Source organism: Nonomuraea sp. NPDC050310, assembly GCF_040655795.1.
In the GTDB taxonomy this organism is placed as follows: domain Bacteria; phylum Actinomycetota; class Actinomycetes; order Streptosporangiales; family Streptosporangiaceae; genus Nonomuraea.
Genome location: NZ_JBFAKP010000002.1, coordinates 360790 through 386645 on the forward strand (window position 1 = coordinate 360790; position 25856 = coordinate 386645).

Below are 25856 nucleotides of genomic sequence, written 5' to 3' on the forward strand. Positions count from 1 at the left end.
GGCTCGCCAAGAGTCCCGTCGTTGGATTTACCCCATGTCAACGCGAAGTGTGGTAGGCACGGAGCGATGACTGGTTCTTCGCGGGCCCTCCTGGCGGCCACCTTCGCTCCCGGCGACACTGCCGTGCCCTCGGCACAGCAGTTCACCCGTGAGGTGATGACCGCGTGGGCCGCGGTTCCGCTGCTCGCCGCCGCCGAGGAACTCGCAGGTGAGCTCGCCAGGCAGACCGCCGGAGAACCCTTCGAGATCATCTGGAAGCACCTCGGCGACGCGGTGCAGGTCGAGGTCCGCCAGCGCGCCGCCGACGACCACGAGCCCAAGGGTCCCACGGTCGAGGTCGAGGAGTGGGGGATCACCTTCTCGGGCGAATCCCGTATCCATTGGGCAAGGCTGGCCCTGCCCGGAGCCATGGACATGGCGCAGGCCGAGTGGTCGGAGGAGTCGGGCGGCCAGGGCCCGCAGTGGCTGGGCTTCCTGGCCGACGCCAGCGACCTGCTGGCCGGGACCCTCGACCCCGACATGGTGCCGGCGATCATCGCCCAGATCGTGGTGCCGCGCCTGGCCACCTGGTGCGCGGTCTACACGCTGGAGACCCCGTCCGCGCCGCAGCACCTGGCCTATCTCTGGCACTCCGACGAGGGCCGCATCGACGCGGTCCGCGCCGAGCTGGCCGAGTTCAGCGTGCCGCGCTCGCTGGCCGCCACGCAGCTCGGCGAGTCGCAGGTGCTGGCGGTGCCGCTCACCGCCCGTGGCCGCACGCTCGGCATCATGTGCCTGGGCCGGTTCGAGCGCTTCTCCGAGGAGGTCGTGCAGTTCGCCGGCGACATCGCCCGGCGTGCCGCGCTGGCCATGGACAACGCCCGCCTCTACGCCGAGCAGGCCGCCGCCCGCCGGGCGCTGCAGCGCAGCCTCCTGCCGCCGAGCGAGCCGGTCGTGCCCGGTCTCGACTACGGCGTGGTCTACGACCCGGCCGGTGAGGGCAACGAGGTCGGCGGCGACTTCTACGACCTGTTCAAGGCCGGCGACGGTTCCTGGCGCTTCGCCATCGGCGACGTCTGCGGCACCGGCCCGGAGGCCGCCGCGGTCACCGGCCTCGCGCGCCACACCCTCCGGCTGCTGGCCAGGGAGGGGTACGGCGTGGCCGCCGTCCTCGGCCGGCTGAACCAGGCGATCCTGGAGGAGGGCGAGCGCTCGCGCTTCCTCACCCTGCTGCACGGCGAGATCACCCCCACCGAGCACGGCCTGGAGCTGCGCATGGTCTCGGCCGGCCACCCCGAGGCGCTGGTGCTGCGCCCCAACGGCGTGGTCGAGTCGGTCACGACGCCGCAGTCGTTGCTGGGCGTCTTCCCCGAGGTGGTCTTCGAGGCCGACACCGTCCATCTGGCCCACGACGACGTCCTGCTCGCGGTGACCGACGGGGTCACCGAGCGGCGGCGGGACGGGCGGTTGCTCGACGACGACGGCGGGCTGGCCAAGATGTTCGCCGAGTGCGTGGGCCTGTCGGCGCGGGCGGTGGCCGAGCGGATCCGCCGGGGCACGGCCGACTTCGCGCCGGAGCCCAGCGCCGACGACCTGGCCATCCTGGTCCTGCGCGCGGACCGCTGACGTAGTCACGCCATCAAGAATCCTGGAAAGTCCGTATAAATCGCGTCAAGAAGTGACAAACCGCCTCAAAGTCCCGCTTTGCTGAGGAGAGGCGTACGCTGAATCCGGATCATCCATGGCGGGCAGAGTGAGACTGATCGACGACAACCGCGCGGCCCGGCGATGACCAGAGGCCGGCTCCGCGTCTACCTGGGGGCGGCCCCCGGGGTGGGCAAGACCTACGCGATGCTCGGTGAGGGCCGCCGCGCGCTGGCGCGTGGCCGCGACGTCGTCGTCGGCCTGGTCGAGACGCACGGCCGCGCCAACACCGCCGAGCTGCTCGACGGCATGGAGGTCGTGCCGCGCAAGCGCATGCTGCACCGCGGCGCCGGCTTCACCGAGCTCGACGTCGAGGCGGTCATCGCTCGCGCGCCCAAGGTCGCCCTGATCGACGAGCTGGCCCACACCAACGTGCCCGGCTCGCGCAACGCCAAGCGCTGGCAGGACGTCGAGGAGATCCTCGCCGCCGGGATCGACGTGGTCTCGACGGTGAACATCCAGCACCTGGAGTCGGTCAACGACGTCGTCGAGCAGATCACCGGCATCCCGCAGCGCGAGACCGTGCCGGACGAGGTCGTCCGGCGGGCCGATCAGGTCGAGCTGGTCGACATGTCGCCCGAGGCGCTGCGCCGCCGCCTGGCCCACGGCAACGTCTACGCCCCGGAGAAGGTCGACGCGGCGCTGTCGAACTACTTCCGCGAGGGCAACCTCACCGCACTGCGCGAGCTGGCCCTGCTGTGGGTGGCGGGCAAGGTCGACGAGCAGCTCGACCGCTACCGCGCCGAGCACGGCATCGAGGGCACCTGGGAGGCGCGCGAGCGGGTCGTGGTGGCGCTGACCGGCGGCCCGGAGGGCGACACGTTGATCCGCCGGGCCGCGCGCATCGCCGCCCGGACCAAGGGCGCCGATCTGCTGGCCGTACACGTGACCCGCGCCGACGGCCTGACCGGCGCCGACCCGGCCAGCCTCGCCCGCCAGCGCACCCTGGTGGAGTCGCTCGGCGGCAGCTATCACCAGGTCGTCGGCGACGACGTCTCCCGGGCGCTGCTCGACTTCGCCCGCGGCGTCAACGCCACCCAGCTCGTGCTGGGCGCCTCGCGGCGGGGCCGGTTCGCCCAGATCCTGTCGCGCGGGGTCGGCGTGGAGACCACCGCCCGCTCTGGCGCCATCGACGTGCACATGATCACGCACGCCGAGGCCAAGCGAGGCCGCTCCCGGCGCTCCAGATCGCGGGCCGCGCTGACCCGGAGCCGTCGCCTGGCCGGGTGGATCACCGCCGTCGCCGGGCTGCCGCTGCTGACGCTCGCCCTCAGCCCGCTGCGTGGCGGGCTCTCCCTGACCAGCGAGATCCTGCTCTTCCTGAGCCTGGTCGTCGGCGTGGCGCTGATCGGCGGCATGTGGCCGGCGATCACCGCGGCGGTGGGCGGGTCGCTGCTGCTCAACTGGTTCTTCACCCCGCCCACCGGCGAGTTCACCATCTCCAACCCGGAGAACCTGCTCGCGCTGCTGGTCTTCGTCGTGGTCGCCGCCGCGGTGAGCACCATCGTGGACCTGGCGGCCCGCCGAACCAGGGAGGCGGTGCGGGCCAGCGCGGACGCCGAGCTGCTGGCGACCCTGGCCGGGCACGTGCTGCGCGGCGAGGCGGCGTTGCCCTCGCTGCTGGCCCGGCTGCGCGAGACCTTCGGGCTGAGCTCGGTCACGTTGCTTGAGCGGGCCGGCTCGCCCAGCCCGGACGACCAGGACGTGCCGCAGGCGTGGCGGATCCTGGCCACCGCGGGGGGCGAGCCGGCCACCTGCCCGGGACTCGGCGACACCGACGTGCCGATCGACGACTCGCTCGTGCTGGCCGCGCGCGGCCGGTTGCTGGACGCGGCCGACCGGCGGGTGCTGGAGGCCTTCGCCGCCGAGATCGCGGTCGCGTTGCGCCAGGAACGACTGCGCGAGCAGGCGGCGCAGGCCCGGCCGCTGGCCGAGGCCGACCGCATGCGCACCGCCCTGCTGGCCGCGGTCAGCCACGACCTGCGCACCCCGCTCGCCTCGGCCAAGGCCGCCGTCGACTCCCTGCGCAACACCGCGATCGCCTGGTCGGCCGAGGACCGCGAGGAGCTCCTGGCCACCGCCGACGAGTCGCTGCTGCGGCTCAACCGGCTGGTCGAGAACCTGCTGGACATGAGCCGCCTGCAGGCCGGGGTGCTCGGCCTCGCGCTGCAGCCCACCGCGCTGGAGGAGGTCGTGCCGCGGGCCATCGACGACCTCGGGCCGCTGGGCGAGCGCGTCGAGGGCGACATCCCGTTCGAGCTGCCCGAGGTGATCGCCGACCCGGCCCTGCTGGAGCGCATCCTGGTCAACCTGATGTCCAACGCGGTCCGCTACAGCCCGCCCGGCCACGGCGTGCTGGTCTCGGCGAGCTGGCACGGCGACCAGGCCGAGATCCGGGTCATCGACCGCGGCCCCGGCATCCCGGCCGAGGCGCACGACCGGGTCTTCCTGCCCTTCCAGCGGCTCGGCGACCGCGACAACCACACCGGCGTCGGGCTCGGCCTGGCCCTCTCCCGAGGGCTGGCCGAGGCGATGGGCGGTACTCTCGTTCCCGATGAGACTCCAGGGGGAGGCCTCACCATGACCCTTTCGCTGCCGATCGCGCCATGACCAGAATCCTCGTCGTCGACGACGAACCCCAGCTCCTGCGCGCCCTGCGCATCAACCTCGTCGCCCGCCACTACGAAGTGGCCGTCGCGCCCGACGGCAGTTCCGCGTTGCGCCAGGCCGCCGAGTTCCACCCCGACCTGGTGCTGCTCGACCTCGGCCTGCCCGACCTCGACGGCGTCGACGTGATCCACGGCATGCGCGGCTGGACCTCGGTCCCGATCGTGGTGCTCTCCGGCCGGGCCGGCAACCAGGACAAGATCGAGGCGCTCGACGCCGGGGCCGACGACTACGTGACCAAGCCCTTCGACATCGAGGAGCTGTTCGCCCGCATCCGCGCGGTTACCCGCCGCGTCGGCCTGCACGAGGCGGAGCTGGCCTCGGTCCAGATCGGCGACCACCTGGTCGACCTGAGCAACAAGACCGTCTCCGGTGACGTACGGCTGACGCCGACCGAGTGGGGCATCCTCGAACTGCTCCTGCGCAACCCCGGCAAGCTGGTCAGCCAGCGGCAGCTCCTCACCGAGGTCTGGGGCCGCAACCACGTCAAGGAGACGCACTACCTGCGCCAGTACATGGCCCAGCTCCGCAAGAAGCTGGAGCGCGACCCGGCGCATCCGGTGCATCTGATCACCGAGTCGGGCATGGGGTACCGCTTCCGCCCGTGACGAGCACATCGTCTCTTCTTGCGTACGGCGTGCCTTATGCGTACAGTGTTCGCATAACGAGAGTGGCGTACGCGAACGAGGAGACCGTTCCATGAACCCCTTGACCGACCTGCCGTCCACCCGCGCCGCCGGCTGCCCCTTCGACCCCCCGCCCGAGCTCGCCGCGATCCGGGAGGAGGCGCCCATCCGCCGCTTCCGCTTCCCTGACGGCCACCTCGGCTGGCTGGTCACCGGCCACGAGCTCGCCCGCGCCGTCGCCGCCGACCACACGCGCTTCAGCTCCCGCTACGAGCTCATGCACTACCCGCTGGCCGACCTCGGGCCGATGCCGCCCGCGCCGGTCGGCGACCTCACCGGCATCGACGCCCCCGAGCACACCCGCTACCGCAAGCTGCTGGCCGGCAAGTTCACCGTCCGGCGGATGAACCAGCTCGCCGAGCGGGTCGAGGAGATCACCGCCGAGCACCTCGACGCGATGGGGCGGCTCGGCCCACCGGCCGACCTGGTGAGCGCCTTCGCCCAGCCGGTGCCGGCCCTGGTGATCTGCGAGCTGCTCGGCGTGCCGTACGCCGACCGGGAGACCTTCCAGCGCCACGCCGTCGCGCTCAGCGGCATCGGCGCCACGGTGGAGGAGCAGTCGGCCGCCTTCGGCGCGCTCCAGGACTACCTGCGCCGGCTTGTGGAGGCCAAGCGGGCGACGCCGGGCGACGACGTGCTCGGCGACCTGGCCGGCAGCGACCTGAGCGACGAGGAACTGGCCGGCATCGGCGCCTTCCTGCTCGGCGCCGGGCTCGACACCACCGCCAACATGATCGCGCTCGGCGCCTTCGCGTTGTTCACCTGGCCCGAGCAGGTCGAGGCGCTGCTGGCCGATCCGGCACGCGGGGTGGAAGAGCTGCTGCGCTACCTGACCATCGCGCACACCGGGGCGCGCAGCGCCGTCGAGGACGTCGAGCTCGGCGGGGTGCGCATCGCGGCGGGGGAGTCGGTGGCGCTGTCCATGCAGGCGGCCAACCGCGACCCGGCCAGGTTCGCCGACCCGGACCGGCTCGACCTGCGCCGCGAGGCCACCGGGCACCTGGCCTTCGGGCACGGCGTCCACCAGTGCCTCGGGCAGCAGCTCGCCCGGATCGAGCTGCGGATCGCCCTTCCGGCGCTCTTCCGGCGGCTGCCGGACCTGCGCCTCGCCGTACCGGCTGCGGAGGTGCCGATGCGCGACGGGATGGACGTCTACGGCGTGCACCGGCTGCCGGTGCGGTGGGGGTAGGCCATGCGGATCGTCGCGGATCGTGAGCGGTGCGTCGGCGCGGGCATGTGCGCGCTGCTCGCCGCGGAGGTGTTCGACCAGGCCGAGGAGGACGGCCTGGTGACCGTCCTCCTCCCAGAACCCGGCCCGGCGGCCGAGGCCGCCGTGCGCCGCGCGGTGCGGACCTGCCCCTCGGGCGCGCTCGGCCTGGCGTGAGCGTCAGTCGCGCTCGACCGTGTCCTCCAGGACGATGCGGCCGATCAGCTCGTACCGCTCCGGCTTGACGAAGCGCAGGTAGAGCGCGAGGCCGACACCGAGCACGATGAGACCCACCACGATCCAGGGGATCGCGGTGAAGAAGGCGCTCTTGGCGCCCTCGCCGGCCGCGGTCTCCTGGTTCTGCAGCAACAGCACCACGACGTAGGCCATCATGAGGCCGCCGGCCACCGGCGCGAGCAGGGTGCGCCACACGCTGGCCGTCTCCGGGTGCTTCTTGCGGCCGTGGAAGTAGCCCACGACGGCGAAGGAGCACATGGTCTGGACGATCAGGATGGCCATCGTGCCCAGCACCGCGAGCAGGGTGTAGACGTGCAGGTACGGGTCCATGTCGGCCAGGAAGAAGGCCAGGATCAGCACCACCGAGATGCCGGTCTGGACGAAGCCCGCGATGTGCGGCGAGCCGTGCACCGGGTGCGTACGGCCCAGCGTCCTGGCGGTGCCGGGGATGAGGTTCTCCCGTCCCATGGCGTACAGGTAGCGGGCCGCGCAGTTGTGGAAGGCCATCGCGCAGGCGAAGGAGCCGGTCAGGATGAGGATCTTGAACAGGCCTACCGCCCAGGTGCCGAAGAGCCCCTCGGTCGGCGCGAAGAAGATCTCGGCGAAGCCGGTGGCGGCGGTCTTGGTGACCCCGGCGCCGTTGGCCGCCACGATCATCCAGGAGACGAAGGTGTAGAACAGCCCGATGCCGACCACCGAGACGATGGTCGCGATCGGGATGATCTTCTTCGGCTCGCGCGACTCCTCGCCGTACATCGCCGTCGACTCGAAGCCCACCCACGACCAGAAGCACATGAACAGGCCCAGGCCCACCGAGCCGCCCTCGACCAGGCCGGTGACGGTGAAGGCGTTGACCGGGTTGAGCGAGGAGGCCATCAGCCCGTCGGGACCGCCGCCGGTGGCCAGCGTGCCCAGCGCGACCGCGCCGAGCATGACGATCTCGGTCACCAGGAAGATGCCGAGCACCTTCGCGGTCAGGTTGATGTCGAAGTAGCTGAGGATCGCGTTGAGCGCCAGCCCCACGAAGGCGAAGACGAGCCAGTGCACGTCCATGCCGAAGGTGAGGAACAGCTCGTGGCCGGAGTAGGCGAAGAAGCCGATGATCGAGGCCTCGAAGACCACGTAGGCCATTGTGGCGAGCAACCCGGCGACCATGCCCGCGACCTGGCCGAGGCCGTGGGAGATGTAGCCGTAGAAGGCGCCGGCGGCGGTGATGTGCTTGGCCATCGCGGTGTACCCGACCGAGAAGACGGTCAGCACGACGGTGGCGAACAGGTAGGCGGCCGGCACGCCGAGCCCGTTGCCGAAGCCGACGACCATCGGCACGTTGCCGGTCATGGCCGTGATCGGCGCGGCGGTCGCCACCGCCATGAAGATCACGCCGACGAGGCCGACCGCGTTCTTCTTGAGCCGGTTGACGGCCACGGGTTCTTGGGTGGGGGTCTTCACGTTCGCGCCTCCGGGCAGAGCTGGGGTGGCGCGATGCTGACAGCCGAGAGGGCTGACATTCAAGCAGGTCGGAGCGCTAACAGTTGACGGTCTGTCAGACGTGCTTGCGCGCGAACTCCAGTTGCGCGGCCATCTGGGCGATGCGCTCGCCCACGACGAGGGTGCCGCGCCCGGAGCCGAAGGTGTGGAGCTGGTACTCCCGGCCGAGCTCGGAGAGCCTTGACACGTAGGCCTCGATCTGCCGCATGGACAGGCTGCGCTCGCTCTCGCTGGCCAGGATGAGCACCGGCTGCTCGACCCGCTCGACGTAGGTGATCGGCGAGCTGGCCGCGTAACGATCGGGATACTCGGTGGGCGGGCCGCCGAAGACGGTGCGGTGCAGGGCCCGCAGCCCCTCCGAGCTGTCCTCGTAGGCGGTCGGGAAGCAGGCGATCGGCATCGTGGCGATGCCCGCCGCCCACAGCTCCGGCTGGGTGCCGAGCCCGAGCAGCGTCAGGTAGCCGCCCCACAGCAGCCCGGCCAGGGCGGTGCGGCGCGGGTCGATGAGGCCCTTGGCCACCAGGTGGGCACGCACCGCGGCCACGTCGGCCAGCTCGATGTGCCCGACGTTGTCGCGCAACGCGTCGCGCCAGGCCGTGCCGTAGCCGGTGGAGCCGCGGTAGTTGACCCGCACGACGGCGAAGCCGCTGTCCACCCAGGCGGCCACCTCGGGGGAGAAGGAGTCGTTGTCGTTGCGCCACGGGCCGCGGTGCATCAGGAAGACCGCCGGGTAGGGCGCGGAGCCGTGCTCGGGCCGCGAGACCAGCGCGTGGATGCGCCCGCCCTCGCCCTCGACGTCGATGTCCTCGACCGGCACGCTGGCCGGCGCCGCCGGGCCGTTCTGCATGACGGTCTGGCCGGTGGTGGAGCGGATGACGTGCGGGCGGGAGGCGCTGGACCAGGAGTACTCGACCTGCCCGCCGGGGCGCGGCCGGGCGTCCTCGATCACGCCGTGCGGGGTGTCGATCGCGGTCATGCCGCCGCCGGCCAGGTCGTACTTGTGCAGGAAGCTACGAGCACGGTCGTCTCGCCGGATGAGCAGTGCCCGCCCATCGGCGTACCACTCGGCGGTCAGCTCGCCGGCGTCCCTGAGGTAGATCTCCCGCTCCTCGCCGGTGACCGGGTCCCACACCAGGGGTTCGGTACGGCTGCGCCGCTCGTGCAGCGCCAGCAGGCGCCGGTCACCCAGCACGGGGGAGAAGGTCAGGCCGACGACGCCCCGGCCGGGCCCGTCGTAGAGCTCGGCGACCTGCTGGCCGTTCTGCCGCAGGACGCGCAGCGCCGGGTGGCCGAAGTCGCCGTGCTCGCTGTGGTTGAGCGCGATGAGGTCGCCGTCGAGCGTGATGTCGGTGACCCAGGCGGCCTCGGCGTGCGTGTAGAGCACGCGCGGTTCCTCGCCGGGGCGGATGAGATGCGTGGTGAAGCCGCCCTCGTGGGCCAGGCTCATGACCACCACGCCGGTGGCCGACAGGGCCAGGCCGCCGGGCTGGCCGGTGGGGACGCCGGGGGCGACCTCCTCGTCCGGGCCGCCGCGGAAGGGCTGGCGCATCCACATGCCGAGCTCGTCGCCGTTGGTGCCGCGGAACCAGTAGATCCACTGGCCGGTGGGGTCGATGGCCGCGTAGTCGGTGGTCCCGGCGGGCTGGTCGGTGACCTGCCGCGTGGTGCCGGTCGCGCGGTCCCACGCGTAGACCTCCCACGTGCCGGAGACGTCACAGCGGTAGATCGCGCGGTTCGGGGCCTGGCGTGCCCAGGTGGGCAACGTCATGCGCGGCGCCCGGAACCTGGCGTGCCAGCGTTCCTCGGCCTTCATTCCCCTCCCCCATCGCGGTTCCGGATTGCGGTCCAGTATTGCGCCTGGGACCCGAAAAGATGTGGGCATTGTGCTGGAATGTGAGGAAATTACTCCTCAAATCCCCCATAGGTAACATTTTTCACAGACAGCGGTCAAGTATCAGGCTTGATCATGATAGCGCGCTGAAGGTAGAAAGGTGAAACACCGCCTGTGTAGCCGTCAGGTCCGGAAATTTCGCCAGACGCTCCATAAGGTGGGACATGTCGGTATGCCAGGCGCTCGGCCCCATGCCGACCACCTGCGCGATCTCCTCGGGCGACAGCTCCATCCCGAACCGCACCTCCTGCCGTCCCGTCTCGGCGAAGCCGGCCAGGCTGCGCGCGACCCGCTCCTCCTTCGCCTCGTCCACCGAGAGCAACCCCAGCTCCGCCACCAGCGGGCTCAGGTGCCCGGGCGCCGGGGTGACCACCACGAGCGTGCCGCCCGGCCGCAGGATGCGCGCGAACTCCGGCCCGTTGCGCGGCGCGAACACGTCGAGCACCACGTCGGCCACCCCGTCGGCGATGGGCAGGGGCTGCCACACGTCGGCGACGAAGGCCCCGGCCCGCTCGTGCGCCCGCGCCGCGCGCTTCACGGCGTGCTTGGAGATGTCGAAGGCCATGCCGGTCGCGCCGGGCACCGCGTCGAGCGTTTCGGCCAGGTAATAACCCGTGCCCGCCCCGGCGTCGACCACGAACTCGGGGGAGAGGGCGGCCACGGTGGCGGCCACGGCCCGGGCCAGAGGCGCGTAGTGGCCGGCGGCCAGGAAGGCGGCACGGGCGGCGACCATGGCGGGGGTGTCGGCGGTGCCGGGCGGCTGGGAACCGGCCAGCAGGCTCACGTACCCCTGTCGCGCCACGTCGAAGGAGTGGCCCTGCTCGCAGCCGACCGTGGTGACGGCCTGCCGTACCGGACGGCGGCAGATCGGGCAGCGGAGACGGTCGACGATGTCAGCGAGCATGCGCCCATTGTGGGCGACGAGGGCCGCGGCCCGCAGGGAAGGGCTGGTCAGGCGGTGCGGGCCTCGGCCAGAAAGGCGGCGTTGGAGGCGGTGTCACGCAGCTTGCCGGCCAGCAGTTCCATGCCCTGCTGCGGGTCCAGCGCGGTGAGCATGCGGCGCAGGCGCCAGACGACCTGCTTCTCGGCGGGGTCGAGCAGGAGCTCCTCCCGCCGGGTGCTGGAGGCCTCGATGTCGACGGCGGGGAACATGCGGCGCTCGGCCAGGGCGCGGCTGAGCCGCAGCTCCATGTTGCCGGTGCCCTTGAACTCCTCGAACAGGCCGTCGTCCATGCGCGAGCCGGTCTCGACGAGCGCGGTGGCGAGGATGGTCAGCGAGCCGCCCTCGCGCAGCTTGCGCGCCGCGCCGAAGAACTTCTTGGGCGGGTAGATGGCGCCGGCGTCGATGCCGCCGCTCAGGATGCGCCCGCCGTTGGGCGCGATCATGTTGTAGGCCCGGCCGAGCCGGGTCAGCGAGTCGAGCAGGATGACCACGTCACGGCCGGCCTCGGCCATCCGCTTGGCCCGCTCGACGGCGAGCTCGGCGACGGCGACGTGGTCGCGGGCGGGCTGGTCGAAGGTGGAGGCGGCGACCTCGCCCCGGATGGTCGAGCGCATCTCGGTGACCTCCTCCGGCCGCTCGCCGACGAGCACGACCATGAGCTCGACCTCGGGGTGGTTGCGGGTGATCCCGGCGGCCAGCGCCTGGAGCACCATGGTCTTGCCGGCCTTGGGCGGGGCCACGACGAGCCCGCGCTGACCCTTGCCGATCGGCGCGAACAGGTCGACGACGCGGGTGGTCAGCGAGTCGGTCTCGACGCGGAGCCGCTCGTCGGGGTGTTCGGGGGTCAGGTCGGCGAAGTGCGGGCGGAAGCGCCAGTCGGCCGAGCCGTTGACGGACACGACCTCGACCAGCTTGCCGCCGTTGACCAGCGCGACGACGTGGTCGCCGGAGCGCAGGCCGAGCTCGCGGGCCCGGTCGGGCGGGAGCCGTACGTCCTCGGGTGAGGGCGTGTAGGAGGCGCGCAGGTGCGCGGTGCGCTCACGCAGGTCGAGCAGGCCGCTGACCTGCGTGGGTTCCGTGGCCTGCCGGGGCTGCTTGGACTGCCTGGCCTGCTTGGGCACGGACGCTACGCGGGGTTTGGGAATGGTTTGTACAGACATGGAGACCCTCCTTGAGGGCACGCCGGAAAGGCGGGGTAAGAGAGAAGATGTGCCGGTCCTCAAGAGGGAACCGGTGGAAGGCGGAGCTGAGCTCGAACGCCTGAGCGCAAGGTATCACATGCGCTGCCCATCACAACACACCACCCGATCGGGCTATTCCCGGATGGTTGTCGGTGGTTCGCCGGTCAAGTGCCCTGCAGGGGCGCTGCAATGGTCTCAAGTTCTCATGGGGACATGAACTCGAGGGGGAAACCGTGATGAACACCAAGATTCTCTGCCCGCGCTGCCGCACCGAGCTGGACGAGGGCCCGATCATGTACCGCTGCTCGGGCTGCCGCCGCGCGGTCTTCGCCGCCGACGTCGACGTCGAGTACGTCCCCAGGCAGCCGGTCGCCGCCTGAGTCAGTCGAGCGCCGCTCGCACCTCCCCGGCGCCCTCGTCCAACTGGGCGAGCAGCCGCCGGGCCTTGGCGCGGTAGCGCAGCACCTGCACCGCGCCGAGCAGCCAGAAGGGGTACTGCACGACGAAGGCCCAGCGGTAGTCGCCGACCAGGTCGAGCGCCAGCCCGATGAGCGCGATCACCGCCATCGAGGCCAGGAAGCCGCCGCCGTTGACGATGCCGGTGGCGGCGCCGATGCGCGCGGCCGGGTTGAAGGTGCGGGCGTAGTCGAAGCCGATCATGGAGCCCGGCCCGTTGGTCGCCAGCACCACGACGAGCAGCACCAGCACCCACAGCGGCGCCCGTCCTGGCCAGGCCAGCACGAGGGTCCAGGCGGCCGTCGTGGAGCCGATCACGCCCAGCACGAGCCAGGAGCGGCGCAGCGGGTAGCGCCCGGCGAGCCAGCCGAGCAGCGGCCCGCAGACCAGCCCGACCGCGGTCAGCGTGGACAGCAGCACGCCCGCGGTGGCCGGGCTGAGCCCCTGGCCCTCGACGAGGAACGGGTAGCCCCACAGCAGCAGGAAGGCCGCGGCCGAGCACTGCGTGGCGGCGTGGGTCCACATGCCCAGGCGGGTGCCGGGCTGCGCCCAGGCCGCGCGCAGCCCGGGTTCGGAGACGCGCTCCGAACGCTTCTCCCGCAGCACGGTGACGACCAGGAGGGCCACGGCCACGCCGAGCCCGGCGGCGCCGAAGAAGGTCGCCTCCCAGCCGTAGGTGTGCAGCGCGGCGATCATCGGCACCGTGGCGGCGATCGCGCCGAGCTGGCCGAGCAGGCCGGTGAGCTGCACCATCACCGGGTTGCGCCGGGGCGGGAAGGCCAGGTTCACCAGGCGGATGACGCTGATGAAGGTCATCGCGTCGCCGAGGCCGATCAGCATGCGGGCGGCGACGCCGTACAGCAGGGTGTCGGCGACGGCCAGGAGCGCCTGGCCGCAGGCCATGGTGAGCGCGCCGGTGGCCAGCAGGCGCTTGGAGCCGAAGCGGTCGAGCAACACGCCGACGGGGACCTGCATGAGCGCGTAGACGAGGATCTGCAGCATCGCCAGCGTGGCGAGGCCGGAGGAGCCCACGTCCAGGCGGGCGGCGGCTTCGAGGGAGGCGACGCCGAGGGACTGTCGGTGGAAGACCGCGACGAGATAGGCGAGCACGCCGACGGCCCAGAAGAGCAGCGCCATGCCCTCAAGGCTAGCTTTTCCCGAAATTTGGTAATAAACCGGGCGTGCTTCTATAGATCGTGTGACGAACGACTTCTGGTCCACGATCCACCGGGTCCTCGCCGGCGCGGCGGCCTACATCACCGATCCGCAGGGCCGCGTGCTGCTGGTGGATCCCAACTACCGTGACCATTGGATCTTCCCGGGCGGCAGCCTCGACGCGGGCGAGGAGCCCGCCCAGGCCTGCGCCCGCGAGATCACCGAGGAGCTCGGCCTGGAGCTGCCGGTCGGCGACCTGCTCGCGGTCCAGTGGGTGCCGGCCTACGACACCCGGCCCTACCCGCTGGTCTCCTTCGTCTTCGACTGCGGCGTCATCCCCGCCGACACCCCGATCAAGGTGCAGGAGGCCGAGCTGGACGGCTACGGCTTCTTCGACCCCGAGGAGGCGGCCGGCCTGCTCGCCCCGAGCCTGCACCAGCGCCTGCTGGCCGCCAGGGAGGCCCGGGCCGACGGCCGGATCCGCTACTTGCCGCCGACCACCGTGAGCTGATCGGCGATCACCGAGGAGGGCAGCAGCACGGTCGCGGTCAGCCCGCCGTAGGGGGAGGGGCCGAGCGTCACGCGCACGTCGTGCCGCGCGGCCAGCTTCCCGACCACGAACAGGCCCAGCCGGTCGCTCTCGGCCAGGTCGAACTCCGGCGGCTCGGCCAGCCGGGCGTTGAGCTCGTCCAGCTCGCTCTGGCCGAGGCCGAGCCCGCGGTCCTCGATCTCGATGAGCAGCCCGCCGGGCACGCTGGTCGCGCGCATGTCCACCCGGGTGGTCGGCGGGGAGAACAGCGTGGCGTTCTCGATCAGCTCCGCCAGCAGGTGGATCACGTCGGCCACCGCGCCGCCGGTGAGCGAGACCCGCGGCGGCATGGCCAGCTCGACCCGCGCGTACTCCTCCACCTCGGCCGAGGCCGCGCGCAGCACGTCGATCACCGGCACCGCGCGCCGCCAGCCACGCCCCGGCGTCCGTTCGGACAGGATGATGAGGCTCTCGGCGTGCCGCCGCATGCGGGTGGTCAGGTGGTCGAGCCGGAACAGGTCCTCCAGCGTCTCGGGGTCGTCGGCGCCCTTCTCCATCTCGTCGAGCTGGATGAGCTGGCGGTGCAGCAGCGACTGGTTGCGCCGGGCCAGGTTGACGAAGACCTCGTTGACGCCGTGCCGCAGCCGCGCCTGACCCATCGCGGTCTCGGCGGCCGTGGTCTGCACCGTGTTGAAGGCGTGCACGATGTCGGTCACCTCGGTGGTCTCGGTCCTGACGTCCAGCGGGGTCACCTCCGGCCGCGCCCTCGGGTTCTCCTTCAGCGTGCGCAGCAGCGCGGGCAGGCCCGCGTGCGCCAGCGCCATCGCCATGTCGCGCAGCCCGGCCAGCTCGCGCACGAGCTTGCGCCGGAATCGCAGCGACAACAACACCGAGGCCAGTACGGCCAGCAGCCCCAGCCCCCCGGCGATGCCGATCTTCACCAGGATGCCGGCCGCCGCCGGGTTCACCCGCTCGACCAGCCCCTCGACCGCGAGCAGCTGGTTGCGCTCGACCATCCGCCACACGTCGGCGGTGGCGCTGGACCAGCCCGCCGCGGTGGCCGGCAGGCCGTTCTTGGCGGCCTGCCCGTGGATGGCGTCCTCGGCCTCGGCGAAGCGCCGGTACTCCGGCGAGGCGGCCAGCCGCTCGTACGGCGCGCCGAGCGCGTCGTCCAGATGCGAGAGCGCCTGGTCGAACAGCAGCCGCCGGGTCGAGATCGCCTCCAGGAACATCGCCCGCTCGGCGTCGCCGACCTTCCCGGCCGCCATCGTGACGACGATCAGGGCGCGCTCGCGCGAGAGCAGCTCCTTGGCCTCGCCGAGCATGGTGACCGCCCGGGCCTGGCGGTAGAGCGTCATGTCCGGCACCAGGATGAGCCGGTCGTACATGCGGAAGCCCGCGTCGACCATGCGGTTGTAGCCGCCGATCGCCTTCAGCGGGGTGGCTTCGCGCTCGTTGACCTCGCCGCGCAGCAGCGCCAGCCCGTCCAGCTCGCGCCTGAGCGTGTCCAGGGCGGCGGTGAGTTCGGGCGAGAGGTTCTTCTGCGCTCCGGAGCGGAGGAAGAAGGCGGTCACCGCCCGGTCGGTGCGGGCGCGCTGGGCGGCCAGCTCCTGCTCCTTGGGCTGCCCGGTCAGGAACTCCATGGTGAGCAGCCGCTCCTGCTGGAGCTCGGCGTTCACCTGTTCCGACGGGGTGGCCAGGTTGGTGACCAGGTTGTTGATCTCCAGCAGCCGCAGGCCGTCACCGCCGGTGAGCCCGGCGGCGAACCCCCACAGACCGGCCAGCGAGATCAGCGGCACGGCGAGCAGGATGAGGATCTTGAGGGCGATCGGGCGGCCACGCTTGGGGGGCATGCGACCTCCGGGTGCATGATGAGAGCGCCTCGCAGATTACACCCCCCTTTGAGAGGATTTCCGTGCGTCTTCCACGTTCGTTGTCCGGCTGGAGCATCGCCGTCTTCGGCTTCCTGGCGCTGGTGCTCGGCCTCTACGGCCTGATCTGGCCGGACGGGCTGCTCGGCCTGCTGGGCTTCGAGGTGGTGGACGACCGGGCGACGGGCGACTACACCAAGGTCTACATGGCCGCCTCGTCGATGGCGGCGGTCAACATGGGCGTCTACTACGTCCTCGCGGCGGCGGCCGACTTCACGCCGTTCTTCCGCTGGACCGTGCCCTTCCGGATGGTGACCTGCGCGGTCTTCACCGGCCTGGTCGTCTCGGGCGCGGCGCCCGCCGAGTTCCTCGGCGTCGGGCTCTGGGAGGGGGCCGGGGCGGTGCTCACCGGCCTGGCGCTCTGGCGCGAAGGCCGCCTGCTCCCGGAACGGCGAGCAGGCGGCGAATGAGGATTCCTCGTCAGGTGCGCGCGGTGGTGCCGTCCCGGCGCTCCTGGAGCCGGTCCTCCCGGTGACGACCGTCGGGGTGCCCGGCGAGGTGCCCGTCGGGGCGCCCGTCCGGGTGACCGTCACGGTTGTGGTCGCGGGCCACGAGCCGGTCGCTCGCCGCCGGCTGGATGGGCTGCACGTCCGGCTGGGCGGTGTGCTCGTCCTCCAGCTTGCGCTGCAGGGCTCGCTTCTCCTCCTCCAGCCGCGCGACGCGGGTGTCGGCCTCGTGACGGGCCTTGCGGATCTCCCGGCGCCTGGCGGTCGCCCGGCGGCCCCCGGAACTGATCATCGAGATGCCCAGGAGCAGTACGGCGGCGACCACCGCCCCGCCGATGAACATCTCCAGGTGGTTGGCGGCGACGGTGTAACCGAAGGCGCTCAACGTGACGTCGGACATGGCGGTCGAGTTGACCGCGACAAAGGCGATGGTTCCGGCGGCAGCCAGAACCAGCAGCACTCCCAGAACTAACATGATGCACTCTCTCCCTGTCGTCAGAGCGAGCGCCAGCTACCCGGCGGTGGCCTCACGAAACCCGCCGATCAGCTCCTCGATCGCGGCCACGGACATCGAGCCCGGCCGCAGCCGTTCGCGGGCGGCACGGTTGGCCTCGCGCTGCAGCACCTCGTTCACCGGGGCCGCGATGCCGAGCCGGCGGGCCAGCAGCACGATCTCCCCGTTGAGGTAGTCGGCCTCGATCGAGCCGGTGCCGCGGGCCAGGCTCTGCCACGACGAGCCGCCGCCGCGCGCCAGGCCCTCGATCGGCCGCAGGTCGACGCGGTCGCCGCGGATCTCGGCCTCCTCCTCGCGGCTGGGGAAGGCGATCCCGGCCGCGCGCAACACCTCTTCGCCCTCCGCGCGGGCCTGCGCGGCCAGGCCGGCGATGCTCTCGTCGTGCCCGCAGAGCGCTTCGACCGCGTTGCCCAGGTTGCTGAGGAGCTTGCCGTACTTGAAGCGCATCACGTCGGGGCCGGCCGGGGCCACGAAGCCGCTCTTGGTCAGGTCGGCCGAGACCTGCTCGGCGAGTTCGTCCACACCCTGTGGATAACGGCCGAGCTGGAGGAGGCCGGAGTGCGGCCAGCCGTAGGAGGCGACCAGGCCCGGTTCGAGATGGGCGGCGGGCAGCCACACGCACACGCCGTAGACGCGGGGGAAGCGCCGCAGCACCATCTCCTCGTTGGCCACGCCGTTCTGCGCGCAGAAGACCGGCAGGTCGCGCGGCCAGGCGTCGAGGGCGGCGAGGGTGTCCTGGGACTTGGTGGCCACCACCAGCACGTCGCCCTCGCGAGGGTCGACCGGCCGGTCGGTGGCGGGAATGGGCAGCAGCTCGTCCGACTCGGGGGTCATCAGGCGCAGTCCGGTCTCCCGCAGCGCGCTCAGATGCGCGCCGCGGGCGACGAGCAGAACGTTCTTGCCGGCCTGGAAGAGCCGTCCGCCGATGGTGCCGCCGACGGCTCCGGCCCCGATGATGATGTAGCGCACCAGCCGAATCTACTTCGCGAGCGCGACCGCCGCGGGCAGCGGGTGGGCGGTGCGCCCACGCTCACGGAAGATGGTCTTGAGCACCCGCCAGCCGTCGCGGACGGCGTGCAGGTTGCTCTCGCCGTGCAGGCGCGAGCGCTCCATGCTGGGCACCTCGGTGATGAGCAGGCCGGCCTGGGCGGCCCGCACGTTCATCAGCGTCTCGATCTCGAATCCGTCGCAATCGAGGGCCATCGCGTCGAGGTGGTGCCGCCAGAAGGCGTTGTAGCCGTAGCACAGGTCGGTGTAGCGCGTGCCGTACAGGGCGTTGGTCAGCCCGGTGAGCACGCGGTTGCCGAGCGAGCGGATCGGGCTGATGTCTTCGGACCCGCCACCGGCCAGGTAGCGCGAGCCCTTGGCGAAGTCGGCGCCCTCGACGAGGGCGGCGACGAACGCGCCGATCTCCCGGCCGTCGGTCGAGCCGTCGGCGTCGATCATCACGATGATGTCGCCGCTCGCGGCGGCGAAACCCTCGATCAGCGCGTTGCCCTTGCCGCGCCGCGTCTGGGTGACGACCCGCAGGTCGGGCCGGAGCCGGCGCGCGACGGCGACGGTGTCGTCGGCGGAGTTGCCGTCGACGAGGATCACTTCGTCCACCCAGGAAGGCAGGGTGGCGAACACGTGGGGGAGGTTGGCGGCCTCGTTCATCGCGGGGACCACGATGCTGACGGTGGGCGAGGACGTTCTGCTCATGGCCCAACGATGCGGGAGAGCCCCTGCAAGCGGCTTGACGCTCCCTTGCATGAGGCCCGGCCCTATCAATGATCAACTGTCCTGAGCTGGACACCATTGATCGATGCCCGCTCTTGACATCACTGTGCAGAAATGCCTGGCCTGATAAGATCGCGAACCCGGTCCGCCCCCGCGGCCAGCAGCAACGTGGGCAGCCGCGGCCCGGTGTCGCGCCCGATCAGCCGCTGGTAGACCAGCACGAAGAAGGCCCGCTGGGCCGCCTTCAGCTCGGGCGTGGCCGGGGCGTCGGGCGCCAGGCCGGCCATGACCTTCGGCACGCCGTACACCAGCGCGGTCAGCCCCTCCGGCGACCAGTGCTCGTCGAGCCCGTCGGCCAGCAGGCGCAGCGCCTCCCGCTCCTGCTCGGTGAGGGGCTCGGTGGCCGGTTCGGCGCGCAGCCGGGTGCGCTCCTCCTCGGGCAACTGCGTCTCGGCCCAGCGGCGCGCCTTGTCGAGCCGCGGCCGCACCTCTTCCAGCGTGGGCACGCCCAGGTCGCGCAGGATCCGCCCGAGCTGCCGCTCCTCGCCGGTGGTGATGTCGGAGATCGAGGCCAGCGTGCGGTACGGCACCGCCGTCGGGGTCAGGTCGAGCGAGTGCACCGCCCGCTGGTGCGCGGCCAGGTCGGCGGGCAGAGCCCGGCCCTCGGCCACCTTGCGCCCGAGCGCGTCCCACTCGTCGTAGAGCCGGTGGATCTCCTGGTCGAAGGCGACGTTGAAGGACTGGTTCGGCTTGCGCCGCGCGTACAGCCAGCGCAGCAGCGGCGCCTCCATGATCTCCAGCGCGTCGGACGGGGTCGGCACGCCGCCCTTGGAGCTGCTCATCTTGGCCATGCCGGTGATGCCGACGAAGGCGTACATCGGGCCGATCGGCCGCTCGGCGGCGAAGACCTTCTCCACCACCTCCTTGCCGACCACCCAGGCCGAGCCGGGCGAGTGGTGGTCGACGCCGGAGGGCTCGAAGATCACGCCCTCGTAGGCCCAGCGCATGGGCCAGTCGACCTTCCAGACCAGCTTGCCCTGGTCGTGCTCGGCCAGCCGTACGCTCTCGCCGAAGCCGCACGCGCAGGTGTAGGCCAGCTCGGTGCTCTCGTCGTCGTAGGCGGTGACGGTGGTCAGGTCGCGGCCGCAGTCGGCGCAGTACGGGCGGTAGGGGAAGTACCGGGTGACCTCGGCGGTGCGGTACTGGGCGAGGATCGCGTTGATCGTCTCGCGGTGCCGCATGGCCAGCAGGATCTGCTCGCGGTAGGCCCCGCTGGTGTACTGCTCGCTCTGGCTGATCGCGCGCACCTCGACGCCGAGCTCGGCCATCGCGGCGGTCATCGGCGCCTTGAAGTGCTCGGCCCAGCTCTCGTACGGGCTGCCCGGCGGGGCGGGCACGGCGGTGTACGGCTTGCCGACGTGCTGCTCCCAGGACGGGTCGATGCCCGCCGGCACCTTGCGGAAGCGGTCGTAGTCGTCCCAGGACAGCAGGTGCACGCAGTCGTGCCCCCGCCGCCTGATCTCCTCGGCCACCAGGTGCGGCGTCATGACCTCGCGCAGGTTGCCGAGGTGGATCGGCCCCGAGGGGCTCAGCCCCGAGGCGCAGACGATGGGTTTGCCGGGCGCACGGCGCTCCGCCTCGGCGACGACCTCATCGGCAAGCTTCGAGACCCAGTCCATCGGGCTATTGTTGCGCAGCCCCTTCCTCCGCAGGCACGCAGACGGTGATACCCGCGGGCAGGATCTCCGCCTCCAGCCGGTCGGCGGTGCCCCGGGCGCCGCCGTCGAGCTCGTAGGTGCGCGGCTCGGCGAGCTTGATCGTGGCCTTGCGGGCGCGGGTGATGCGCACGAACGGGGACTCGTCGGAGCGGCCGGTGGCCATCTGGGCCAGCAGCCGGCCCCACTCCAGCTTGCTGCGCGCGGTGGTCACGCCGATCTCCAGCCAGCCGTCGTCGGGCCTGGCGTCGTCGAAGGCCTCGATGCCGCCGGTGATGGTGCCGACGTTGCCGAGCAGCACGCAGCTCGCGTCGCCCTCGAACCACTTGGTGCCGTCCACCTTGATCTTGGTCGGGGTGGTCGAGCCGCCCGCGTGCCGCAGTCCGGTCCACATGTAGGCCAGCCGGCCCATCCGCTCCTTCAGCCCCCGGTCGGCGTCGGCGATCATCTCGGCGTCGAAGCCGACCCCGGCCATGACCGCGAAGTGCTCGCCGTTGAGCCGGCCCAGGTCGAGCCGGCGCCGCTCGCCCTCGAAGCCGATGCGCACGGCCTCCTCCATGTCCTCGGGGACGCCGAGGTTGCGGGCCAGCAGGTTGGCGGTCCCGGCGGGGACGATGGCGATCACGGCCTTGCTGCCGGCCAGCGCGTCCACGCACCGCTGCACCATGCCGTCACCGCCCCAGACGAAGATCAGCTCGGCGCCGGCCTTGAGCGCCTTCTTGGCCTGCTTGGGGGCCTTGCGGCTCTTGGGCACCTCGTACCACAGCAACTCGCCGACCTCACGATCGGTGATCCGCACCCGGAGCTCGTCCAGTCCTCCGCCGAGCGTCTTCTTCTGGTGGGCGATGACGGCAACCTTTTTCATGGGCCCCGCACTACCCGGAGAGCTGAAAACTATTTGCAGCCCCAGCAGGAGTGAAGCAGGATTCCGGCATGATCAGGGTCGAGGGGTTAACCAAGGTCTTCCGCCGGCCACGCACCTTCTCCGGACCCTTTGGCACGGTACGCACCCTGTTCACCCGCGAGTACGAGGAGAAGACCGCCGTCGACGGCGTCGGCTTCGAGCTCGACCGCGGCGAGGTGGTCGGCTACCTGGGCCCCAACGGCGCCGGCAAATCGACGACGATCAAGGTCCTGACCGGGATCCTCACCCCGACGAGCGGCACCGTCGAGGTCGACGGCCTGATCCCGTGGCGCGACCGCGCGGCCAACGCCCGCAACGTGGGCGTCGTGTTCGGCCAGCGCAGCCAGCTCTGGTGGGACCTGCCGCTGATCGAGTCGTTACGCCTGGTCGGCTCGCTCTACGACGTGCCGGCCCCCCGCTTCGAGTCCTCGTTGCGCAAGCTGCGCGACCTGCTCGGCCTCGACCCCTTCCTCGACACCCCGGTCCGCCAGCTCAGCCTCGGCCAGCGCATGCGCGGCGACCTGGCCGCCGCCGTGCTCTACGAACCGCCCCTGCTCTACCTCGACGAACCGACCGTCGGCCTCGACGTCCTGGCCAAGGAGGCGGTCCGCGAGTTCGTCACCGAGACCAACCGCACCGGCGACACCACGGTCATCCTCACCACGCACGACCTGGCCGACGTCGAGGCGCTGTGCCGGCGCATCATCCTGATCGACCACGGCAAGGTCATCTTCGACGGCGCCATCGAGGCCCTCGTGGACGAGCCGCGCCGGCTCGTGGTCCAGCTCGACGCCGGTCCGGAGGAACTGCGCGGCGTACGGCGGGCCGGGGACGGCAGCTACACCTTCCCCATCCGCAACGACCTGCCCGCCCTGATCGCGGAGATCACCGGCGCGCACACCATCCGCGACATGGCGGTCATCGAACCCGACCTGGAAAGCGTGATCAAGAGGATCTACACCCGATGATCCGCGTCGGCTTCCGCATGGCACTGGCCTACCGCAGCAGCCTGGTCATGACGGTGATCGCGCTCATCGCCCAGGTCTTCCTGCTCCGCATGATCTGGGCCAACGTCTACGGCGGCTCGCACCTCGGCTTCACGCTGGAGGAGCTGCTGGCCTACCTGACCCTCGCCAACCTCCAGGGCTTCGCCACCCAGATGGTCGTCGGCCGGATCGTCGCCTGGCGGGTCGGCTCCGGCACCGTCTTCTTCGACCTGGCCCGGCCGGTCGGCTACCTGCGGCAGATGACCGCCTTCCAGGTGGGCAACACCGCCGCCTCGCTGCTCATGCTCCTGCCGGTGATCCCGGTCGTGCTGCTGGTCGGCTCGGTCACCGCGCCGGCCGACCTGCCCGGCTACCTCGCCAGCCTGCTGCTCGGCTACCTCATCGCGGTCGAGCTCGCCCTGCTGGTCAGCATGATCAGCTTCTGGACCCTGGAGATCGGCGCGGTGCAGTTGCTGTTCCAGTTGGTCAGCCGGTTCTTCGCGGGGGCCATGGTGCCGCTCAGCTTCTTCCCCGGCTTCCTCGGCGTGCTGGCCGACGCGTTGCCGTTCAAGTACCTCGGCTTCGTGCCGGCCGGCCTCTACGTCGGCCACCTGACCGACCTGCCGCGCGTGCTCGCGGTCGAGGCGGCCTGGGTGCTCGGGTTGTGGGGTCTGCTCGCGCTCACCTGGTCGCGGGCCCGGCGGCGGGTGGTGATCCAGGGTGGCTGAGCTCCGCCGTACCCTCCGGTTGTACTGGGTCCTGCAGCGCGCCAGCGTGCGCGGGGCGATGCAGTACCGCGCGAACGCCTACATCGGCATGCTCTGCGGCGCGGTCTGGCAGGGCGCCGGCTTCGCCTTCATCTGGGTCGTCATGCACACCTTCCCGGCGCTGGGCGGCTGGACCCTCGGCGAGGTGGCCTTCCTGTACGGCTTGCGCCTGACCGCGCACGGCGTGGCGATGATCCCGCTGTTCAACGTCGGCTCGCTGGAACAGCTCGTCCGCGAGGGGACCTTCGACCGCTACCTGCTGCGCCCGCTCGACCCGCTGGTGCAGATCATGGGCAGCCGCCTCGGGCTCAGCCAGGCCGGCGACCTCGCGGTGGGCGTGGCCCTGCTGGCGGTCGCCGGCGGCACGGCCGGCGTCGAGTGGACGCCCGGGCTGGTGCTGTTCGCGCTCACCGCGATCGTGGGCGGGGCGTTGATCGAGGGGGCCTTCTACCTCGGGCTCTCCTCCTTGTCGTTGCGGCTGCTCGACACCTTCGCCCTGCGGGTCTTCGTGGACGAGATGTTCAGCAAGTTCGGCTCCTACCCGATGAAGGTCTTCGGCGGGGTCACCGAGTGGCTGCTGACCTTCGTGCTGCCGGTGGCCTTCGTCGCCTACCTGCCGGCCGCGGTGATCCTCGACAAGTTCGCGCATCCGCTGGCCTACGCCTCACCGCTGGTGGGGCTGGCGCTGTTCTGGCTGGCGCACCGCTTGTGGCGGGGACAGCTCAAGCACTACCAGAGCGTCGGGAGCTGAGCTCGGTGAACAGCTCCTCCCACAGCGGCGTCACCTGCTCGGTCGAGTAGGCCCGCGCGGTGGCCGCCGCCGCGGCGCCCATCCGCAGCCGCAGTTCCCGGTCGCCCATCAGCAGGTCGAGCGCGGCGGTCAGGCCGGCCACGTCCTCCGGCGGCACCAGCAGGCCGTCCACGCCGTGGGTGAGCACGTCGCGCGGCCCGGTCGGGCAGTCGAACGAGACGACCGGCAGGGCGTGCGTCATCGCCTCGATCATCGCCATCGGCAGGCCCTCGAAGCGGGAGCTGAGGACGTAGATCGCCGACTTGGCCAGATGCTCATCCAGCCGGCCGGTCGAGCCCATGAGGCGGATCCGCTCGGGGTCGCTGATCAACGCCTGGAGCTGGTCGCGGCGCGCGCCGCTGCCGTAGATGCGCAACTGCCAGCCGGGATGCCGCTCGGCGGCCTGGGTGAAGGCCGGGATGAGCAGGTCGAAGCCCTTCTGGGTGACCAGCCGGCCGACCGCGACGACGGTGCGGTGCTCCTGCGCGGAGTGCTTGTTGTCCACCGAGTGCACCGCGTTGGGGATGCGCACCACCCGGATGCCGGGGAGCAGGCCGTGGTACTCCTCCTGGTTGGCCTTGGTCAGCACCTGGACGGCGTCGAGCCGGCCGTAGTACTTGGCGATCTCCTGGCGCACCGGCTCGCGGTAGGCGGTCAGGCTCATGTGCTCCTGCGCCACCCGCACCACGCGCGCCGAGCCGCGCCGGGCGGAGATCAGGTTCAGGGCCGGGCGGGTGGTGACCAGGATGCCGTCGCGCAGGCCGGAGACGTAGTCGATCACGGCGCGCTCGACCCGCTCGGTGAACCAGTCGGCGGCGAACTCGCCCCTCGGCACCACCCGGCCGCGCAGCTTGCGCCAGGCCCGGCGGCTCAGCGAGTCGGGCTCCACGCCGCCGCGCTGGTCGACCAAGGCGCTGCGGCGCACCCGCGGGTCGAGCTTGAAGCGGGCCTCGTCGCGGCGGCGCACCACGCTGACCACCTCGACCTCATGGCCCCGCGCGGCCATGGCGTTGGCCTGGTTGGTCACCGTCCTGATCGTGCCGCCGAGACCGTAGGCGTGCAGCAGCAGGTAGCGGATCTTCATGGCAGGTATCCCCAGCGCTTGCAGATCGGGTGGAGCGGCTCAGGGACCTCGGCCGGGTCCGGCAGGTCGCGGCCCGGCTGCACCCGGCCCGAGCGGATCTTGTCCTTCCAGTCGCCCAGGCCCTTGGTGATCACGGCTTGCTCGCCGTACTCCAGCATCTGGGGTTCGAAGGCCAGACCGAGGTGGTCGCAGATGACGCGGAGCTGGGCTTCCGGGTCGGCGACGAGATCCTCGTAGCGGATCGTGGGGCCGGTCAGCGCCTTGCGGGCGCGCTCGACGGCCTTCATGTACCGCAGCGCGTCGGTGACCGCCTCCTCGGGGCTGCGCCGGTCGGGGCTGGCCTCCTGCCAGGAGGCGGCGATCGAGGCCGGATGGCGGATCAGGAAGACGAAGCGGGCGTCCGGCCAGCAGGTGGCCAGCCGCTCGAAGGCGAAGGCGTTGGCCGGGGTCTTGTCCACGATGTACTGCTTGCCGCTGCGGAGCAGTTCGCGGTGCAGGACCCGGTCCCAGAGCAGGTGTTCCAAGTCGGCGCGGTTGTGGCCGAGTTCGCGCATCGCGCGTTCGCTCAGCGAGGTGCCGAAGCCGACGGTAAGCCGGCGGACGTGCAGTTCGTGGGGGGCGTGAAGCTGCGAATGGGCGTTGAGCATCGCGCGCAGCAACGTCGAGCCAGACCGGACCGGACAGAGCAGGAAGATCGGCGCGTCGAGCAGGCGGTCGGTCTTGGGATCGGCCGGGCGGCGGTACTCGGCCTCCGGGGGCGCCTGCTGCGACTCCTCCGTATTTCCTACTCGATTTACGTGAAATCCGGTATATCTGGCAAGCGCCTTATTGAGCTTTCGCTGCCAATTCATGCCGAGGCACGGTACCCGTTCTTCCT

Annotated in this window: 24 protein-coding genes; 11 read left to right on the top strand and 13 right to left on the bottom strand. The window is 71.4% G+C overall.

Going from position 1 to position 25856, the window contains the following annotated elements; genetic code table 11:
* Positions 1–66: 66 nt before the first annotated feature.
* The 5 genes from AB0I67_RS07865 to AB0I67_RS07885 all read left to right on the top strand — a co-directional run bounded on the left by AB0I67_RS07865 (position 67) and on the right by AB0I67_RS07885 (position 6420).
* On the top strand, positions 67–1605 hold the full coding sequence (locus tag AB0I67_RS07865) for a SpoIIE family protein phosphatase (RefSeq protein WP_357919374.1): 1539 nt from the start codon (positions 67–69) through the stop codon (positions 1603–1605).
* A gap of 162 nt (positions 1606–1767) precedes the next feature.
* Positions 1768–4293 (top strand): sensor histidine kinase KdpD, encoded by a 2526-nt coding sequence (locus tag AB0I67_RS07870; RefSeq protein WP_357919376.1) that lies wholly within the window; start codon positions 1768–1770, stop codon positions 4291–4293.
* A complete protein-coding gene (locus AB0I67_RS07875) occupies positions 4290–4958 on the top strand; it encodes a response regulator (protein ID WP_357919379.1) in 669 nt (222 codons plus the stop codon). Before AB0I67_RS07870 ends, AB0I67_RS07875 begins: the two co-directional genes overlap by 4 nt.
* A gap of 91 nt (positions 4959–5049) precedes the next feature.
* Positions 5050–6225 (top strand): cytochrome P450, encoded by a 1176-nt coding sequence (locus AB0I67_RS07880; protein WP_357919382.1) that lies wholly within the window; start codon positions 5050–5052, stop codon positions 6223–6225.
* Positions 6226–6228: 3 nt separating this feature from the next.
* Positions 6229–6420, top strand: a complete 192-nt coding sequence (locus tag AB0I67_RS07885; RefSeq protein ID WP_357919385.1) for a ferredoxin — start codon at positions 6229–6231, stop codon at positions 6418–6420.
* A 3-nt stretch (positions 6421–6423) separates the two neighbouring features.
* Here the strand turns inward: AB0I67_RS07885 and AB0I67_RS07890 are convergent, their stop codons facing one another.
* The 4 genes from AB0I67_RS07890 to rho all read right to left on the bottom strand — a co-directional run bounded on the left by AB0I67_RS07890 (position 6424) and on the right by rho (position 11962).
* Positions 6424–7929, bottom strand: a complete 1506-nt coding sequence (locus tag AB0I67_RS07890; protein WP_357919388.1) for an APC family permease — start codon at positions 7927–7929, stop codon at positions 6424–6426.
* A 94-nt stretch (positions 7930–8023) separates the two neighbouring features.
* A complete protein-coding gene (locus tag AB0I67_RS07895; RefSeq protein WP_357919391.1) occupies positions 8024–9781 on the bottom strand; it encodes a prolyl oligopeptidase family serine peptidase in 1758 nt (585 codons plus the stop codon).
* Positions 9782–9932: 151 nt separating this feature from the next.
* The gene (locus AB0I67_RS07900) at positions 9933–10763 is read right to left on the bottom strand and encodes a putative RNA methyltransferase (RefSeq protein WP_357919394.1); all 831 of its coding nucleotides are present in this window, start codon (positions 10761–10763) and stop codon (positions 9933–9935) included.
* Between the two features lie 47 nt (positions 10764–10810).
* Complete coding sequence (rho, locus tag AB0I67_RS07905; protein ID WP_357919397.1) at positions 10811–11962, bottom strand: transcription termination factor Rho; 1152 nt, start codon at positions 11960–11962, stop codon at positions 10811–10813.
* 257 nt (positions 11963–12219) lie between these two features.
* Here rho and AB0I67_RS07910 point away from each other — a divergent pair, with 257 nt between their 5' ends.
* Positions 12220–12363: a hypothetical protein gene (locus AB0I67_RS07910; protein WP_357919400.1), complete on the top strand. Its 144-nt coding sequence runs from the start codon at positions 12220–12222 to the stop codon at positions 12361–12363.
* Position 12364: 1 nt separating this feature from the next.
* On the opposite strand, the gene AB0I67_RS07915 is transcribed toward AB0I67_RS07910, so the two are convergent.
* Positions 12365–13576, bottom strand: a complete 1212-nt coding sequence (locus AB0I67_RS07915; RefSeq protein WP_357919403.1) for an MFS transporter — start codon at positions 13574–13576, stop codon at positions 12365–12367.
* Between the two features lie 61 nt (positions 13577–13637).
* On the opposite strand from AB0I67_RS07915, the gene AB0I67_RS07920 reads away from it, so the two are divergent.
* Positions 13638–14105: an NUDIX hydrolase gene (locus AB0I67_RS07920; RefSeq protein ID WP_357919406.1), complete on the top strand. Its 468-nt coding sequence runs from the start codon at positions 13638–13640 to the stop codon at positions 14103–14105.
* Here AB0I67_RS07920 and AB0I67_RS07925 read toward each other — a convergent pair.
* A complete protein-coding gene (locus AB0I67_RS07925; RefSeq protein WP_357919410.1) occupies positions 14078–15976 on the bottom strand; it encodes a nitrate- and nitrite sensing domain-containing protein in 1899 nt (632 codons plus the stop codon). The two genes, AB0I67_RS07920 and AB0I67_RS07925, sit on opposite strands and share 28 nt — an antisense overlap.
* 62 nt (positions 15977–16038) lie before the next feature.
* Between AB0I67_RS07925 and AB0I67_RS07930 the strand changes: the two genes are divergently transcribed.
* Entirely contained in the window at positions 16039–16464 is a 426-nt protein-coding gene (locus AB0I67_RS07930; protein WP_357919413.1) for a hypothetical protein, read from the top strand.
* Between the two features lie 10 nt (positions 16465–16474).
* On the opposite strand, the gene AB0I67_RS07935 is transcribed toward AB0I67_RS07930, so the two are convergent.
* The 5 genes from AB0I67_RS07935 to AB0I67_RS07955 form a co-directional block, all read right to left on the bottom strand.
* Positions 16475–16975 carry a hypothetical protein gene (locus AB0I67_RS07935; protein WP_357919416.1) on the bottom strand — a complete coding sequence of 167 codons (501 nt, stop codon included), beginning with the start codon at positions 16973–16975 and terminating at the stop codon, positions 16475–16477.
* 36 nt (positions 16976–17011) lie between these two features.
* A complete protein-coding gene (locus AB0I67_RS07940; protein WP_357919419.1) occupies positions 17012–17983 on the bottom strand; it encodes a 2-dehydropantoate 2-reductase N-terminal domain-containing protein in 972 nt (323 codons plus the stop codon).
* Positions 17984–17992: 9 nt separating this feature from the next.
* The gene (locus AB0I67_RS07945; RefSeq protein ID WP_357919422.1) at positions 17993–18715 is read right to left on the bottom strand and encodes a glycosyltransferase family 2 protein; all 723 of its coding nucleotides are present in this window, start codon (positions 18713–18715) and stop codon (positions 17993–17995) included.
* Positions 18716–18834: 119 nt separating this feature from the next.
* Positions 18835–20412, bottom strand: coding sequence for a lysine--tRNA ligase (lysS, locus tag AB0I67_RS07950; protein ID WP_357919424.1), 1578 nt, complete (start codon positions 20410–20412; stop codon positions 18835–18837).
* A 4-nt stretch (positions 20413–20416) separates the two neighbouring features.
* A complete protein-coding gene (locus tag AB0I67_RS07955; RefSeq protein ID WP_357919427.1) occupies positions 20417–21313 on the bottom strand; it encodes a diacylglycerol kinase family protein in 897 nt (298 codons plus the stop codon).
* Between the two features lie 68 nt (positions 21314–21381).
* On the opposite strand from AB0I67_RS07955, the gene AB0I67_RS07960 reads away from it, so the two are divergent.
* From AB0I67_RS07960 to AB0I67_RS07970, 3 genes are read left to right on the top strand one after another with little or no spacing between them, the layout of a single operon-like run.
* Complete coding sequence (locus tag AB0I67_RS07960; protein ID WP_357919430.1) at positions 21382–22320, top strand: ATP-binding cassette domain-containing protein; 939 nt, start codon at positions 21382–21384, stop codon at positions 22318–22320.
* Positions 22317–23066, top strand: coding sequence for an ABC-2 family transporter protein (locus AB0I67_RS07965; RefSeq protein WP_357919433.1), 750 nt, complete (start codon positions 22317–22319; stop codon positions 23064–23066). The genes AB0I67_RS07960 and AB0I67_RS07965 overlap by 4 nt, the downstream gene beginning before the upstream one ends.
* Positions 23059–23856 (top strand): ABC-2 family transporter protein, encoded by a 798-nt coding sequence (locus AB0I67_RS07970; RefSeq protein ID WP_357919436.1) that lies wholly within the window; start codon positions 23059–23061, stop codon positions 23854–23856. The genes AB0I67_RS07965 and AB0I67_RS07970 overlap by 8 nt, the downstream gene beginning before the upstream one ends.
* Here AB0I67_RS07970 and AB0I67_RS07975 read toward each other — a convergent pair.
* Together AB0I67_RS07975 and AB0I67_RS07980 are read right to left on the bottom strand one after the other, a co-directional pair.
* Entirely contained in the window at positions 23828–24979 is a 1152-nt protein-coding gene (locus AB0I67_RS07975; RefSeq protein ID WP_357919439.1) for a glycosyltransferase family 4 protein, read from the bottom strand. The two genes, AB0I67_RS07970 and AB0I67_RS07975, sit on opposite strands and share 29 nt — an antisense overlap.
* The gene (locus tag AB0I67_RS07980) at positions 24976–25830 is read right to left on the bottom strand and encodes a sulfotransferase (protein ID WP_357919442.1); all 855 of its coding nucleotides are present in this window, start codon (positions 25828–25830) and stop codon (positions 24976–24978) included. The genes AB0I67_RS07975 and AB0I67_RS07980 overlap by 4 nt, the downstream gene beginning before the upstream one ends.
* Positions 25831–25856 lie beyond the last annotated feature (26 nt).

Coding starts and splice junctions, on each gene's coding strand:
- AB0I67_RS07955 (WP_357919427.1), bottom strand. CDS start 21,313: ATGAAAAAGGTTGCCGTCATCGCCCACCAGAAGAAGACGCTCGGCGGA.
- AB0I67_RS07865 (WP_357919374.1), top strand. CDS start 67: ATGACTGGTTCTTCGCGGGCCCTCCTGGCGGCCACCTTCGCTCCCGGC.
- AB0I67_RS07875 (WP_357919379.1), top strand. CDS start 4,290: ATGACCAGAATCCTCGTCGTCGACGACGAACCCCAGCTCCTGCGCGCC.
- AB0I67_RS07910 (WP_357919400.1), top strand. CDS start 12,220: ATGAACACCAAGATTCTCTGCCCGCGCTGCCGCACCGAGCTGGACGAG.
- AB0I67_RS07885 (WP_357919385.1), top strand. CDS start 6,229: ATGCGGATCGTCGCGGATCGTGAGCGGTGCGTCGGCGCGGGCATGTGC.
- AB0I67_RS07895 (WP_357919391.1), bottom strand. CDS start 9,781: ATGAAGGCCGAGGAACGCTGGCACGCCAGGTTCCGGGCGCCGCGCATG.
- AB0I67_RS07965 (WP_357919433.1), top strand. CDS start 22,317: ATGATCCGCGTCGGCTTCCGCATGGCACTGGCCTACCGCAGCAGCCTG.
- AB0I67_RS07975 (WP_357919439.1), bottom strand. CDS start 24,979: ATGAAGATCCGCTACCTGCTGCTGCACGCCTACGGTCTCGGCGGCACG.
- AB0I67_RS07880 (WP_357919382.1), top strand. CDS start 5,050: ATGAACCCCTTGACCGACCTGCCGTCCACCCGCGCCGCCGGCTGCCCC.
- AB0I67_RS07925 (WP_357919410.1), bottom strand. CDS start 15,976: ATGCCCCCCAAGCGTGGCCGCCCGATCGCCCTCAAGATCCTCATCCTG.
- AB0I67_RS07945 (WP_357919422.1), bottom strand. CDS start 18,715: ATGAGCAGAACGTCCTCGCCCACCGTCAGCATCGTGGTCCCCGCGATG.
- AB0I67_RS07980 (WP_357919442.1), bottom strand. CDS start 25,830: ATGAATTGGCAGCGAAAGCTCAATAAGGCGCTTGCCAGATATACCGGA.
- AB0I67_RS07870 (WP_357919376.1), top strand. CDS start 1,768: ATGACCAGAGGCCGGCTCCGCGTCTACCTGGGGGCGGCCCCCGGGGTG.
- rho (WP_357919397.1), bottom strand. CDS start 11,962: ATGTCTGTACAAACCATTCCCAAACCCCGCGTAGCGTCCGTGCCCAAG.
- lysS (WP_357919424.1), bottom strand. CDS start 20,412: ATGGACTGGGTCTCGAAGCTTGCCGATGAGGTCGTCGCCGAGGCGGAG.
- AB0I67_RS07915 (WP_357919403.1), bottom strand. CDS start 13,576: ATGGCGCTGCTCTTCTGGGCCGTCGGCGTGCTCGCCTATCTCGTCGCG.
- AB0I67_RS07960 (WP_357919430.1), top strand. CDS start 21,382: ATGATCAGGGTCGAGGGGTTAACCAAGGTCTTCCGCCGGCCACGCACC.
- AB0I67_RS07935 (WP_357919416.1), bottom strand. CDS start 16,975: ATGTTAGTTCTGGGAGTGCTGCTGGTTCTGGCTGCCGCCGGAACCATC.
- AB0I67_RS07900 (WP_357919394.1), bottom strand. CDS start 10,763: ATGCTCGCTGACATCGTCGACCGTCTCCGCTGCCCGATCTGCCGCCGT.